Origin of the sequence: Pseudarthrobacter sp., assembly GCF_036675385.1 — a bacterium.
Taxonomy (GTDB): Bacteria; Actinomycetota; Actinomycetes; order Actinomycetales; family Micrococcaceae; genus Arthrobacter.
Genome location: NZ_JAKFFD010000018.1, coordinates 1 through 13,784, shown reverse-complemented (window position 1 = coordinate 13,784; position 13,784 = coordinate 1). Strand labels below are relative to the sequence as shown.

Annotated in this window: 15 protein-coding genes and 1 tRNA gene; 8 read left to right on the top strand and 8 right to left on the bottom strand. The window is 65.5% G+C overall.

Annotated features, from left to right (window positions below; all coding sequences use genetic code 11):
* Positions 1 to 12 precede the first annotated feature (12 nt).
* From V6M49_RS01630 to V6M49_RS01605, 6 genes are all read right to left on the bottom strand, one after another.
* Complete coding sequence (locus V6M49_RS01630; protein WP_332759690.1) at positions 13 to 1,131, bottom strand: GNAT family N-acetyltransferase; 1,119 nt, start codon at positions 1,129 to 1,131, stop codon at positions 13 to 15.
* A 160-nt stretch (positions 1,132 to 1,291) separates the two neighbouring features.
* Positions 1,292 to 1,999 carry a 50S ribosomal protein L1 gene (gene rplA / locus V6M49_RS01625; RefSeq protein ID WP_104061918.1) on the bottom strand — a complete coding sequence of 236 codons (708 nt, stop codon included), beginning with the start codon at positions 1,997 to 1,999 and terminating at the stop codon, positions 1,292 to 1,294.
* A 142-nt stretch (positions 2,000 to 2,141) separates the two neighbouring features.
* Positions 2,142 to 2,573, bottom strand: coding sequence for a 50S ribosomal protein L11 (gene rplK / locus V6M49_RS01620; RefSeq protein WP_024365990.1), 432 nt, complete (start codon positions 2,571 to 2,573; stop codon positions 2,142 to 2,144).
* Between the two features lie 130 nt (positions 2,574 to 2,703).
* Positions 2,704 to 3,570 (bottom strand): transcription termination/antitermination protein NusG, encoded by an 867-nt coding sequence (gene nusG, locus V6M49_RS01615; protein ID WP_332759686.1) that lies wholly within the window; start codon positions 3,568 to 3,570, stop codon positions 2,704 to 2,706.
* Between the two features lie 116 nt (positions 3,571 to 3,686).
* Entirely contained in the window at positions 3,687 to 3,971 is a 285-nt protein-coding gene (gene secE, locus V6M49_RS01610) for a preprotein translocase subunit SecE (protein WP_104061916.1), read from the bottom strand.
* Between the two features lie 81 nt (positions 3,972 to 4,052).
* A tRNA-Trp gene (locus V6M49_RS01605) sits at positions 4,053 to 4,125 on the bottom strand.
* Between the two features lie 275 nt (positions 4,126 to 4,400).
* Here V6M49_RS01605 and V6M49_RS01600 point away from each other — a divergent pair.
* Positions 4,401 to 5,618 (top strand): pyridoxal phosphate-dependent aminotransferase, encoded by a 1,218-nt coding sequence (locus V6M49_RS01600; protein WP_104061915.1) that lies wholly within the window; start codon positions 4,401 to 4,403, stop codon positions 5,616 to 5,618.
* A 154-nt stretch (positions 5,619 to 5,772) separates the two neighbouring features.
* Here V6M49_RS01600 and V6M49_RS01595 read toward each other — a convergent pair whose 3' ends face one another.
* Positions 5,773 to 6,471: a LuxR C-terminal-related transcriptional regulator gene (locus V6M49_RS01595; protein WP_210412321.1), complete on the bottom strand. Its 699-nt coding sequence runs from the start codon at positions 6,469 to 6,471 to the stop codon at positions 5,773 to 5,775.
* Positions 6,468 to 7,859, bottom strand: a complete 1,392-nt coding sequence (locus V6M49_RS01590) for an ATP-binding protein (protein ID WP_332759685.1) — start codon at positions 7,857 to 7,859, stop codon at positions 6,468 to 6,470. The genes V6M49_RS01595 and V6M49_RS01590 overlap by 4 nt, the downstream gene beginning before the upstream one ends.
* A gap of 124 nt (positions 7,860 to 7,983) precedes the next feature.
* On the opposite strand from V6M49_RS01590, the gene V6M49_RS01585 reads away from it, so the two are divergent.
* From V6M49_RS01585 to V6M49_RS01555, 7 genes are all read left to right on the top strand, one after another.
* Positions 7,984 to 9,546 (top strand): PspC domain-containing protein, encoded by a 1,563-nt coding sequence (locus V6M49_RS01585; RefSeq protein ID WP_332759684.1) that lies wholly within the window; start codon positions 7,984 to 7,986, stop codon positions 9,544 to 9,546.
* Position 9,547: 1 nt separating this feature from the next.
* Positions 9,548 to 9,832 carry a hypothetical protein gene (locus V6M49_RS01580; protein ID WP_104061912.1) on the top strand — a complete coding sequence of 95 codons (285 nt, stop codon included), beginning with the start codon at positions 9,548 to 9,550 and terminating at the stop codon, positions 9,830 to 9,832.
* Positions 9,833 to 9,835: 3 nt separating this feature from the next.
* Entirely contained in the window at positions 9,836 to 10,087 is a 252-nt protein-coding gene (locus tag V6M49_RS01575; protein ID WP_104061911.1) for a PspC domain-containing protein, read from the top strand.
* A 149-nt stretch (positions 10,088 to 10,236) separates the two neighbouring features.
* Entirely contained in the window at positions 10,237 to 11,199 is a 963-nt protein-coding gene (locus V6M49_RS01570; RefSeq protein ID WP_332759680.1) for an ABC transporter ATP-binding protein, read from the top strand.
* Entirely contained in the window at positions 11,196 to 12,062 is an 867-nt protein-coding gene (locus V6M49_RS01565) for an ABC transporter permease (RefSeq protein ID WP_332759679.1), read from the top strand. Before V6M49_RS01570 ends, V6M49_RS01565 begins: the two co-directional genes overlap by 4 nt.
* A gap of 64 nt (positions 12,063 to 12,126) precedes the next feature.
* Positions 12,127 to 13,410, top strand: coding sequence for a sensor histidine kinase (locus tag V6M49_RS01560; protein ID WP_332759678.1), 1,284 nt, complete (start codon positions 12,127 to 12,129; stop codon positions 13,408 to 13,410).
* Positions 13,407 to 13,784 (top strand): response regulator (locus V6M49_RS01555; protein ID WP_332759677.1); only part of this gene is annotated, 378 nt, incomplete at its 3' end. The genes V6M49_RS01560 and V6M49_RS01555, both read left to right, overlap by 4 nt.

The following is a 13,784-nucleotide window of genomic DNA, read 5'->3' as shown; positions in this document are numbered from 1 at the left end:
CCATCAGGTGCGTCATCCCAGCCGTTTCTGCCATTCGCCCTCATAACCAGCAGGTTTGAATCCAAGCAAATTATTTATCGCCAGCATATGCCGGTTTTCCACGGCGTTCCATGTCAGCACCGATCGTGCCGCGGGCCACCGATGCTGGGCCGCCCGGAGGTTCGCCGTCTTGATCAGCAATCCCAGCCTCTTGCCGCGGTGCTCGGACGAGACCAGCGTGTCCTGCTGGGCAATGCTCGCAGGAATTCCCGGCCGCCAGTTCAGGACCGTGTAGGCCACAAGCTTGCCGGTAGGCCTGTGCAGCGCCGCTGCGACCTGGCTCTGCACGCCGCCGCGGCTGCTCGACTGTTCCTCCTGCCGGACCCTGGCTGGGTCCCAGTCCTCGGCTTCCCAGTCCAGGCCGGCAATAGGGACATCTGTGCTCATCCGGTTCTTGAGGACTGCGTATTCAGCCACGAGTTCGTCAGGACACGTATCAGACCAGCCCACCAGAGCGTAGCCGGTTGCCCGTGAAGAGGCCTCAATCTCCAGGGCGTCGAGTTGACTCGCCGGTACCGGCAGGGCGAGCCGGCTGGCCCTCTCCACCTGCTCAAGTTCGTAGCCCGCAGAGGCTGCAAAGGCCACGGCAGGGTCATCTGCGGGGAGCCCGCCCGCGCCGGATTTGGCGGGGATCAACCGGGCCGCGTTCTCCACCGGCCCGGCGGGCAGCTCACAGTAGGCGTCCAAGGAAGTGCGTCCGCTGTCCGCGGCCACAGCCTCGGCGTGCTCCAGCAGCCGGCGGCCCCAACCCTGACGCCGGAAGGCTGCCGCCACGTCCACCATGATCCCTGCCGTGGACGTGTTCTCACGCAGGGGCAGGGTTACGGAGCAGGTACCCACGGTTTCCTGGCCCAGCCGTGCTATGAAGAGCCGGCGTTCCTCATACTCATTGCCGCGCCAGTATTCCAGGCTCTCCATGGCCGTGGGGCAGCGGTCCAGGTCGCCCCATTTCTCCAGTTCATGCTTCTCGCGCAGGGCGTGGCACTCAAAGAAGTCCATCACGCCGCCGGTGCCGCCGGCACTGTGGTCTGTCCCGGCGTCGAGCGCTGAAGGTATGGCCACTGCGGTGATCATCAGCTGCTGACCGGTCATGCCCCATCCTAACCATCCGCGACTACCCGCATGGTTTGGTCGGGGGCGGGCGAAGGCCGTTTGGTCCAGAGCTGTTGGGGTTAAACCAAAGGACCGTCCGGCGCAGTGCCGGACGGTCCTTTTGTGTGCCGGGATAAACCGGCCGAAGTGCTGTTGAGGACTAGACCTCGGTCAGGACCTTCGTGACGTTGGGGTCGACAGAGATGCCGGGACCGAACGTGGTGGCCACGGTGGCCTTCTGGATGTAGCGGCCCTTGGAAGCGGACGGCTTCAAACGAAGCACCTCTTCCAGTGCTGCCGCGTAGTTCTCGGCCAGCTTGAGGGCGTCGAAGGAAACCTTGCCGATGATGAAGTGCAGGTTCGAGTGCTTGTCGACGCGGAAGTCGATCTTGCCACCCTTGATGTCGTTGACAGCCTTGGCGACGTCTGCGGTCACGGTGCCCGTCTTCGGGTTCGGCATCAGGTTACGGGGACCCAGGACCTTACCAAGACGGCCAACCTTGCCCATGAGGTCAGGGGTTGCCACGGCTGCGTCGAAGTCGGTCCAGCCGGCCGCGATCTTTTCGATCAGGTCATCGGAACCAACGAAGTCGGCACCGGCGGCGATTGCTGCCTCAGCCTTGTCGCCCGTTGCGAAGACCAGGACGCGGGAGACCTTACCGGTGCCGTGGGGCAGGATAACGGTGCCGCGGACCATCTGGTCAGCCTTGCGAGGGTCAACGCCCAGGCGGAAGGCAACCTCAACGGTGGCGTCGAACTTGGACGGGTTGGTGTCCTTGGCGAGCGTTACTGCCTCGAACGGCGCGTAGAACTTCTCCGCGTCGATCTTGGCGGCTGCTGCCTCATATGCTTTGCTGCGCTTTGCCATGCTGCTTATTTCTCCTTGTGCAGTTGTGGTCTGCGGACCGCGCTGGGCCCTGCCACAGCCGAGGATCCTGCATGGATCCTGCGGCATTACGGTTTGTGCCGGTTGTCCGGCAGTGGTGCCGGTTTCCCGACGGTGAAGGCTATTAGCCTTCTACGGTGATACCCATGGAGCGGGCGGTACCGGCGATGATCTTCGCTGCGCCTTCGAGGCTGGTGGCGTTGAGATCTTCCATCTTGGTGGTGGCGATCTCGTTGACCTGGGCCTGAGTCAGCTTGGCAACCTTGACGGTGTGCGGGGTGGGTGAACCCTTGGCAACGCCTGCAGCCTTCTTGATGAGCTCTGCAGCCGGCGGGGTCTTGGTGATGAACGTGAAGGAACGGTCTTCGTAGACCGTGATTTCAACGGGGATAACGTTTCCGCGCTGGGCTTCTGTGGCAGCGTTGTACGCCTTGCAGAATTCCATGATGTTGACACCGTGCTGGCCAAGCGCAGGACCGATCGGCGGGGCCGGGTTAGCGGCGCCTGCCTGGATCTGCAGCTTGATGAGGCCGGTGACCTTCTTCTTGGGAGCCAATGTAAGGTCCTTCTCTCAATATCTTCCTGGGACACAGGAGCGTGCCTCAGGTTGTTGGCCGCCATGGCGAGGCGACCGGCCGTTCCGGGGCTGCTAAGCGGGCAGTCCGGAACGAATTCTGTGCGGTTTATTAGATCTTGCTGACCTGGTTGAATGCCAGCGTGACCGGGGTTTCGCGTTCGAAGATCGACACGAGCACCACGAGGGTCTGGGATTCCACCTTGATCTCGGAGATCGTGGCGGGAAGGGTCTCGAACGGACCTTCCTTGACGATGACCGATTCGCCGACCTCGAAGTCAACGTCAATCTGGGCGGCAGCGTGCTTGACGGGCTTGCCCTTTTCGGCCTGCTCTTCTTCGAAGACCGGCGCGAGCATGGAGAAGACTTCGTCCAGGCGCAGCGGCACCGGGTTGTGGGCGTTGCCCACGAAGCCGGTAACACCGGGAGTGTGGCGGACCGCGCCCCAGGAAGCATCCGTCAGATCCATGCGGACCAGGACGTAGCCGGGGATCCGGACGCGGTTGATGACCTTACGCTGAGCGTTCTTGATCTCAACGACCTCTTCCATGGGCACCTGGATTTCGAAGATGTAATCTTCCATGTCCAGGGTCTGGATGCGGGTCTCAAGGTTGGCCTTGACGCGGTTTTCGTAGCCGGCGTAGGAGTGGATGACGTACCAGTCACCCTCCTGGCGGCGCAGCTTGGCTTTGAATTCGTCGGCGGGGTCAACTTCGGCCTTGGCGGCCGCGGCTGCCAGGGCGTCTGCATCAGCGTCGTCGCCCTCTGAATCGCCCTCAGCAGGTTCGCCTTCTACGGCGTCACCCTCTGAATCGGCATCCTCTGAATCGTCTGACTCGTCGGCGGAATCGGCGTCGGCGGATTCGGGCGCAGCGGACTCAACCTCGGACTCTTCACCGGCTTCAGCCGTGGGGGCCGCCGTGTTGTCCGTGGACTCTTCCAGCTCAGTCTCGGTTACCTCGAGCTCCTGCTCAGACACTTGGTCTCCTGCTTCCTCATTGCCTAACATGCCTATTTAAATGGCTCAATTCCGCACACCGCGTGGATTCTTCCGGTTTACCCGGACAAGGCCACGCGGCCTGCGGACGATATGCCTTAGCGGTCCCCGGGAGCTATCCCGCCGAAGACCCAGCTGACCACGGTTCCAAAACCGATGTCCAACAGGCTGACGATCACCATCATGATGGCCACGAACACCAGCACCACGAGCGTGTAGTTGATCAGTTCCTTGCGGGTTGGTGCAACAACCTTCTTCAGTTCGCCGATGACCTGGCGAATGAAGAGTGCAATTCGAGCGAAGAAGTTTGCCTTGGCGTCCTTCTTAGCTGGGCGGCCCTTGGAGCTGCTGGCAGCTGTTTCGGTCACCTGGTCCTCGCTCATCTTTGCAATGTTGGATTACCCGGTCCTGATCAGAACCATGGTTGCTGCGCTTGCTCCGGCATTCCGCCGGAACAGCTTGCGCAGGGCAGACAGGACTCGAACCTGCAACCTGCGGTTTTGGAGACCGCTGCGCTACCAATTGCGCCACTACCCTATGGATCGAAAACAGCATCCTGACAAAACTTCCGCAGTTTGCACTGGGGCGCACGTCATCATCCGTGTTTTCAACACCGGAGAACCAGTCTACGCAACAACTTCGTCTACGTCGAACCAGCCTCATTCCGGACCGTCCAATCCGCCCTCGTGGGTGAGCTGACCTGCAGTCACATCCACGCCGGCAGCCCGAACGATCCGCTGAACAGCATAGAGTAGATCACGTCGAATTCCACCATTCAGCCTCCTGGCTGCAAGCGAAGAACGGACCCTGCCATGTCTGCCGCCCGCGTTTCCCAGCGCATTTCCGCAATTGCCGAATCCGCAACCCTGGCTGTTGATGCCAAGGCCAAGGCGCTGAAGGCAGCTGGCCGGCCGGTTATTGGCTTCGGGGCAGGGGAACCCGATTTCCCCACCCCGGACTACATCGTCAAGGCGTCCATTGAGGCCGCCGGCCAGCCCAAGTACCACCGCTACTCCCCCGCTGCCGGCCTGCCGGAGCTCAAAAAGGCCATCGCCGAGAAGACCCTGCGCGACTCCGGCTACGCCGTGGATCCGTCCCAGGTGCTGGTGACGAACGGTGGCAAGCAGGCCGTGTACAACACCTTCGCCACGCTGGTGGATCCGGGCGACGAAGTGATTGTTCCCACGCCGTTCTGGACCACCTACCCGGAGGCCATCAGGCTCGCCGGCGGTGTCCCTGTTGAGGTGTTCGCCGGTCCTGAGCAGGACTACCTGGTCACCGTTGAGCAGCTTGAGGCCGCTGTGACGGACAAGAGCAAGATCCTGCTGTTTGTCTCGCCGTCCAACCCCACGGGCTCCGTGTACTCCCCCGAGCAGGTCGCCGAAATCGGCAAATGGGCTGCCTCGAAGGGCCTTTGGGTGGTCACCGACGAGATCTACGAGCACCTTACGTACGACGGCGTTCCGTTCACCTCCATCGCCACGGCAGCCCCGGAGCTCGGCGACAAAGTGGTCATCCTCAACGGTGTCGCCAAGACCTATGCGATGACCGGCTGGCGGGTCGGCTGGATGATCGGCCCGGCCGACGTCATCAAGGCTGCCACCAACCTGCAGTCACACGCCACCTCCAACGTTTCGAACATCATGCAGATTGCAGCCCTCGCCGCCGTCTCCGGACCGCTGACCGCCGTCGACGAAATGAAGGTGGCGTTTGACCGCCGCCGCAAGGCGATCGTTGCCGGCCTGAACGCGATCGACGGTGTTGAATGCCCGACGCCGAAGGGTGCGTTCTACGTCTACGCGGACGTCCGTGCGCTGCTGGGGAAGGAATTCCCGACGGCGGCAGGCACCGCAACGCCGTCCACCTCCGCCGAACTGGCTGCTTTGATCCTGGATGAGGTTGAAGTAGCGGTGGTGCCGGGCGAGGCGTTCGGCCCCTCAGGCTACCTGCGGCTCTCGTACGCCCTGGGCGACGAGGACCTGGCCACCGGCGTCGCCCGGCTCCAGGACTTCCTGGGCAAGGCCAAGTAGGCACGCTCTCTCACTTCCTGCAGGAAATACTCAAACGCTCTATCACTTTCTTTAGGAGAGTGATAGAGCGTTTGCGCTTAAGCCGCATCAGGTGAGAGAGCGTTGGGGGAAAAGGCACATTATGTGAGAGAGCGTCCGGGGTGGGGCCGGTGGGCTAGAGGAGGCGGCGTTCGGCGGCCCACTTGGTCAGCTCGTGCCGGCTGGAGAGCTGGAGCTTGCGCAGCACCGCCGACACGTGGGTTTCCACGGTTTTGATGCTGATGAACAGCTCCTTGGCCACCTCCTTGTAGCTGTAGCCCCGGGCGATCAGCCGCATCACTTCAAGCTCGCGCGCGGACAGCCTGTCCAGCTCGTCGTCGGCAATATCGGCCGGAGCCGTGCCGAAGGCGTCCAGCACGAAGCCGGCCAGCCGGGGCGAGAACACAGCGTCGCCGCCGGCGACTCGGAACACGGCGTCGGTGATCTCGGCCCCGGAAATCGTCTTGGTGACATACCCCCGGGCACCGGCTCGGATGACTGACACCACGTCCTCGGCGGCGTCGGAGACGCTCAGGGCCAGGAACTTGGTGGTGGCCAGGAGCGACGCGGAACCCGCGATGACTTCCCGGCCGCCGCCACCCAGACCACCGGGCAGGTGCACGTCCAGGAGCACCACTTCCGGACGCTCCTGCGCGATCACGGCGATGGCCTGCTCAACCGTTGCTGCTTCCCCCACTACCTGGATGCTCTCAGAGAGGTCGGCCTTGAGTCCCGAGCGGAAGATGGCGTGGTCGTCCACGATAACCACCCTGACCGGCGTTGCGGGGCGGATGGGACCGGTCCCCTGGATGCCGGTCCCCTGTACGTTGTTCATGATTTCCCTTCCGCGTTTTCCGGTTGGAGTGCCGGCATTCCCAACCGCACCTCAGTGCCGTTGGGCGTGCTGGTGATGGAGGCGGACCCGCCGTGGCGTTTCATGCGTCCGATGATCGATTCGCGGACGCCGAGACGGTCTTCGGGCACATCCTGCAGGTCAAAGCCCGGCCCCCTGTCCTTGATGAAGATTTCCGTCCGACCATCGGAAACTTCGAGGTAGACAGAGACGGTCCCGCCGCCGTGCCGGGAGGCATTGAGCATCGCCTCACGGCTGGCCTGGACCAGGGCTTCGTGGGATTCGGTCATGGCTGTGTCCCCGACGCTCACCACCTCCACGGCGTTGCCGAGCGAGTCTTCCACTTCGGCACCCACGGCCTTGATGCGGTCCGAAAGCTGGCCCGCCTCCTTACCCGGGTCCTGGAACAGCCAGCTCCTGAGCTCACGTTCCTGCGCCCGGGCGAGCCGGACAACGTCGTGCTCGTTTCCCGCCCGCCGCTGGATCAGGGCGAGGGTCTGGAGGACGGAATCGTGCAGGTGGGCAGCGATCTCGGCCCGCTCCGTTTCACGGATACGGCCCGCCCGCTCAGTTTCCAGGTCCCGCCAGAATTTGAGGGCCCACGGAAGAAGTACCAGCACCACGCCGCCCAGCACCGCCACCGATGCCAGCAGCGCCAGCCAGGTCTGTTCCCAGGATCCGGAACCGGACACCATCACCAGCACGCCGGCAACCACCAGCGCCAGACCGGCGGCCAGGCGCGCCCAGCCGCCTGCCTGATCGGCCTTGGTTTTGTCCACGAGCCCCGCGCGGCGGGTTTCGTCGAGCTGCATCCAGGCGATGGCTGCACCGCCCAGCACGGCAGCCGCGGGGATAAGGGTCTCCAGGGGCACGTCCACGCCCAGGAGCCGGGCAATCATGATGCCCGCCACGAGGAGGAGTCCGGCGCCCAGCAGAATCTCCTTGCCATAGCGCATGCTGCGGACCCGGAACCACGGCGGCCGCACGGGGGCCCCGTAGCTCGACCCGTAGCCGGCGGCGGGCCCGCCCGGGGAAACCCCCGGGGCGTCAGCACCGGCGTCGGGATTTCCCCACCAGGGAGCGGCCGAGGGCGGCCCGGCGCGGAATGCCGGGTCAAGGCTGACGGCCGGCGCAATGGGCGACGCCGGACGCCTGGCGTTGCGGCGGGCGCTTTCGTCGGCGGTGGGGACCATGATCCACAGCCACGCGTAGAACGCCAACCCGGCGCCGCCGGCGAGGGTCGCGAGCGCCATGCCGATCCGCACGCTTTTCACCGGCCAGCCCAGATGCGCCGCGAGGCCGGCACAGACGCCCGCGATGACGCGGTCGCTGCTGCGGACAAGCGGTGGGCGGGTGAGGGCGGTGGTCATGTGTCAATCCAAGCACGGATCAGGGTTCCCCGGACCAGATTCCGGCCTGAACCGGGGGTAACTCAGGGGCGAGTCAGGGTGTTCCCCAGTAGAGCTGCGCCGCCCCGGACGGCAGGATCGAAGTATGAACTCCCAGACCCCCACCCCCGATGACGGCCAGCCCACGGAACCGCTCCCCCCACGCGACCCGGACCAGCCGACCGAACCCCTGCTGCCACCCCCGGCTGCTTCGCAGGACACACCCCCGACCGCCGGTCCCAATGCCGGCCCCAATGCCGGCCCGTATGCCGGACCTTACTCAGGCCCGTACTCCGGCCCGTATGCCAGCGCCAAAGCACCGGGCCAGTCCGGTGACTTCTTCACCTGGGTCCGGAGTCACGGTATCCAGCGCGGACGCGACCGGTGGATCGGCGGTGTCTCCAGCGGCATCGCGCACCGGATGGGCATCGATCCGCTGATTGTCCGCGGCATCTTCATTGTCCTCACCCTCTTCGCCGGAATCGGCGTCCTGCTCTACGGCTTGGCCTGGGCATTCCTTCCCGAACCCGACGGGCGCATCCACGTCCAGGAAGCCGGCGCCGGCCGCTGGTCCAGCGGCATGACAGGCGCCCTGATCACCACCGTGGTGGGGCTCACGGGGCTGGGCGGCGGGTTCTGGGGCTGGAGCCGCAACGGCTTCGGCGGATTCCTCTGGACCGTCTTCTGGGTGGGCGGCGCCATCTACTTCATCTACTACCTGACCCAACGCAGCAAGGCCCGGAATGGAGCTCCCATGAACGCCGCACCGCAGCCGGCCGGCGCAAACTCCGGTTACCCGGCCGACCCCACAACCCCCTATGCCTCGCCGTTTGCGGCCACGGATTCGGCCTCTACCCGCACGTCGAGCACGTCCGGCGCGTCCGGCAGCGCACCTTACCTTCCGGTCCCGCCGTCGAGCGTCAACCCGCCCTACGGCGGCGACACTTACGGCGGCGGCAGCTACGGTGGGGGCGGCAGCGACGGCGGTGCCTACGGCGGCTACCAGCCACCGCAGGGCCCGGCACGCGCACCCAAGATCCGCCCCTCCGGCCCCGGCGCCCCGGCAGTAGCCATAACCGCCGGAACAGCGCTCCTGGTCGGTGGCGGGCTCAAAGCCCTGGACGCCGGCAACGTGATCAACCTCGGCGACGCCGCCAACGCGATCGTCTGGGCCAGCGGTGCAGCCGTCCTGGGCCTGGGCATCCTGATCGCTGGCCTGCGCGGCAGGACGTCCGGAATCCTCGGTTTCTTCGCCGTTGTTGCCCTGGTGATTGGCGGCATCTTCAACGTTGTGGGCAACGGCGACAGGGTCCGCTTCACCCAGGTCGACTGGGCGCCGGCGAGCCAGCAGCAGGCGGCCGATGGCTTCAGCGTCACCGGCGGCCGGGGAACCGTTGACCTCACACAATTGGCCGCGCAAGCCCCGCTGGACTCAGAAGTCGTGGTTCCACTGGACATCACGGCAAGCAACGTCACTGTGATCCTCCCCAACAACATTCCCGTGGACGTGAGGGCAGACATGACGCTGGGGAACCTCAACCAAGGCACCAACCACAGGGGCGGCATTACCTCCCAGGAAACCAGCTACAACACCGACAAGCCAGGCGGCCACCTGATCATCCGGATCGACGGCACCCTCAGCAACGTCACCATCAGGGAAGGAAACTGACATGAGCAGCTTCGATCCGGCACCGGATTCGTCTACCCCGCAAACCCCGACGACGGTGCACACCGACGCGGCCGGACCCACACGCACACGGGTGGGAACGGTAGTCTGGGGCCTCATCGTGATGGCGCTGGCCGCCCTGATCATCATCGCCCAGCTGGGCATCGTAACCCTGAACGGCACCTACGTACTGATCGGCCTGATGATAGGCGCCGGCGCCGCCCTGGTGATCGGCGGGCTGCTTTCGGCCCGAAAGCGTGACAATGAACCCACAACAGGGAAGTCTTGAACCATGGACAAGTTCTTCAGCATCGTCAGGGGCTTCGGCCTGAAACGTGGACCCCAACGCTGGCTGGGAGGTGTGTGCGGCGGCATTGCAGCAAAGCTCAACGTGGATGTGGCATTCGTCCGGATCGCTTTCCTGGTCTTCTGCCTCCTCCCCGGCCCCGCCGTCGTCCTCTACATCGCAGCGTGGCTGGTCCTTCCTGACCAGCAGGACTCCATCCCGCTGCAGAACTTCCTGGACCGCCGCTCCATCAGCTGAGCTCAGGCAGGAACCGCAAGGCCCCCGCTCCCCGGAGAATCCTTCCCGGAGCGGGGGCCTTTCTGCTGTCCTTGTCCACCGGCCGGTGGACAACAGATTCAACCGGCCGGACCTGTTGACCGGAACCCCGGGACTGCAACGCTGGAAGCATGAACACTTCCCTCATCCCCGGGCAGCGGCAATCCCCTGATGCCATCACCGTGCGCGGCCTCAACAAAACGTACGGCCTGCCCAAAGGCGGGACCCTCACGGCCGTGGACCAGCTGGACCTCACCATCCATGCCGGCGAGACCTATGCCCTCCTGGGCCCCAACGGCGCCGGCAAATCCACCACCATCGAGATACTGGAAGGCCACCGGAAACCTGACAGCGGCGAAGTCATGGTTCTGGGAACGCGCCCCTGGAAGGCGGCCCCGTCCTTCCGCGCCCGGATCGGCATTGTGCTCCAGGAGGCCACAGACTCCGGGGAACTCAGGGTTTCCGAGGCCCTGCGGTCACTGGCTTCCTGTTTCCCAACGCCCCGGCCGGTGGACGAGGTCATTGAGGCCGTGGGACTCGGCGGCAAGGGCGGCGTCCGGATCTCAACCCTTTCGGGCGGCCAGCGGCGAAGGCTGGACGTGGCGCTGGGCGTCATCGGCAACCCGGAAGTCCTGTTCCTGGACGAACCCACCACAGGATTCGATCCGGAAGCCCGTCGGCAATTCTGGGACCTCATCCGCCAGCTGAGCAGCGGCGGCACCACCATTGTCCTCACCACGCATTACCTGGACGAGGCCGAGCAGCTGGCGGACCGGATCGGCGTCATCAACCACGGGCGTCTGATCGCCGAAGGCAGCCCGCAGGAGATCGGCGGCCCGGGCCTCCGGGTTCCCCGAGTCCGGTGGCGGGATGCTTCCGGCCTTCGCGAAGTGGTGACCGAGCAGCCGGCTTCCCTGGTCGCGTCGCTGTCCGACGGCGGCGCGTTAGAGCCGGCGGAGCTCGCCGTCGTCCGTCCCAGCCTTGAGGACATTTACCTCCAGCTGATCGGTGCCGCCGACGGCGCCGAACCCTCTGCCGAACCATCCGCCGCACGATCTACGGAAGCATCGTCCGTTTCAGGAGCCCTCCGATGAACACAGCAGTCCCCGCATCCGTCTCCCCCACCACCGGCCGTCCGGCCTGGCGCCCATCAGTCCTGCGCCTGGGACTTGGCCGGGTCCTGCTGGAGATCAAACTATTTAACCGTGACGTGCTATCTCTGGTCCTGGTTCTCTTCTTCCCGATCCTGATGATGTCCCTGTTTGGAACAGTTTTCGGTGATGAGCCGGTCTTCGGGGCCGGCCCGGACGGGCAGGGCGGCATCACCCCGGCGCACTACTATCTGCCCGGAATGCTTGCGCTGAGCACCATCCTGAGCGGGTTCCAGAACCTCAGCAGCTACGTGGCCACCGAGCGTTTCAACGGCACGGTGAAGCGGCTGGCCGGTACGCCATTGCCCGCAGCGTCGTACTTCATCGGGAAAACAGGCCAGACGCTCTACTTGATCGTGGCCCAGACTGTTCTCCTGCTGTTCGCGGCGGCCGTCCTGTTCGGCGTCCCGCTGCCCCGGGACGCCGCGCAGTGGGGCCTGGTGGCGCTGCTGATGATCCTGGCCACGGCAGCCTGGGCCACCGTGGCCATCGCGTTCACGGCCTTGCCCAAGTCGGCACAAAGCGCGTCCACCCTGGCCGTCCTGCCCGTACTGCTCCTGTCCTTCACGTCGGGCGTATACTTCCCGTTCTCGCAGCTTCCGGACTGGCTGCAGTCCGTGACCAATTTCTTCCCGCTGCGCTGGACGGCGAGCGCCTTCAGGTCTGTTTTCCTTCCTGCCGGCTTTGAAGCCGTGGAGCCCGGCGGCACCTACAACCTGCCGCTGACGTTCCTGGTCCTGGGCATCTGGGTGGCCGCGGGTGCCGTGCTTGCCCGGTTGGCGTTCAAGTGGCCGCCGCAGAAGTAGCCGGTGCCGGGCCTCACCAATCGTTGATCTTGGTGGCTCGGCGGCACGCGGATAGGGTGCAGCCATGAGCTATATGAGCGGACGGACCGAGCGGCTGCTGCCGGCACGGTCCGTATGGACCACCTCCATGGTCTGGTGGCATGCCGGCTTCTACGCCGCGCTGGCCTGCGTGTCCTATTTCGCCCTGTTCGGCGACGAGCGCCATTCCGGGACGCCCCTGGTCATTGGTGCGCTGGTGCTCCTCGGGGCCGCATACCCGTTCCTGACCCGGACCAGGGATCTCCGGACACTGCGGCCCACCATCTACGTGGCGCTGCTGGTGGCGGTGGTGGTGTTCCTGTCCTTTGTGTTCGACGGCGCCGGGGTCCTGCTGTTTGTGGCCTTCCCGCAGGTCTGGATGTTCACGTCCTCGCAGCGCCAGGGCGTGGCAGCCACCGCCGTGCTGTGCGTCGGCGTGGCCGTTGGCCAGATCAGCCGCTGGGGACTCGCGGGCACGGAGGTCTACGGCATCACGGCCCAGCTGGTGACCTCGTTTGTGGCCAGCTGCATGATCGGACTCTGGATCTCGAAAGTCATAGAGCAAAGCGAACAGCGTGCCGAGCTGCTGGCCGAGCTCGAGGCCACCCGCCACGAGCTGAACAACGCGGAACAGGCACGCGGTGCATTGGCTGAGCGTGAGCGGATGGCACGGGAAATCCACGACACCCTGGCCCAGGGGTTCACCTCCATCGCCATGCTCTCCGAAGCGGCGCAGGCCCAGCTCAGGGCACAACCGGAAGCCCCGGCAGGTCTCGTGCGCAGCCTCACCGCCATTTCGCGGACCGCCCGGGATAACCTCGCGGAAGCGCGGGCCCTGGTGGCCTCCGGCGTCCCCTCCGATGTCCAGGGCGGAGACCTCCTGGCGGCACTGAAGCGGCTGCCGGACACCCTCCACCTGGACAGCATCCGGCTGACCGTGGAGCTGCCCGACAGCCTGCCCCCGCTGCCGTCCACACAGCAGGTGGCACTGCTCCGGACGGCCCAGGAAGCCCTGAACAACGTCCGCAGGCATTCCGGAGCCACAGCGGCGGACGTACTGATGGATATCCCCGCCGGCGACCCGCCGCTGCTCCGGCTGACCGTCACAGACAACGGGCAGGGGTTCGACGTCGCGGCGGACCACCAGGGATTCGGGCTGAAATCGATGGCTGCCCGGCTGGACGAAATCGGTGGCCGGCTCCAGGTCACTTCCGCGCCCGGCGCCACCCGGCTGATGGCGGAGGTCCCCACCGAGGCTCCAGGGCCCGGCGCCACGGACTCCGGGCCGGGAGCCCGCACCGACGTCACCGTGCCCGGAGCCACGGCATGAGCGCCCCGGAAACTGTGACGGTGGTCCTCGCAGATGACCACCCCGTGGTCCGGAGCGGCCTGGCCGCGCTGCTGGACACCGCGGACGGCATTGACGTGGTGGCCGCCGCGGCCAACGGCCAGGAGGCGGTGGACGCCGTCAGCCGGCTGCGCCCCGCCGTCGTACTCATGGACCTGCGCATGCCCGTCCTTGACGGCGCCGGCGCCACCGCGCAGATCCGGGACCGGTTCCCTGAGACCAAGGTGCTGGTCCTGACCACGTACGACGACGACTCCGACATCATGCGCGCCGTGGAGTCAGGGGCGGTGGGCTATCTCCTGAAGGACACGGCCGGGGACCGCATCATCGAGGCCGTGCGTGCTGCAGCGCGCGGT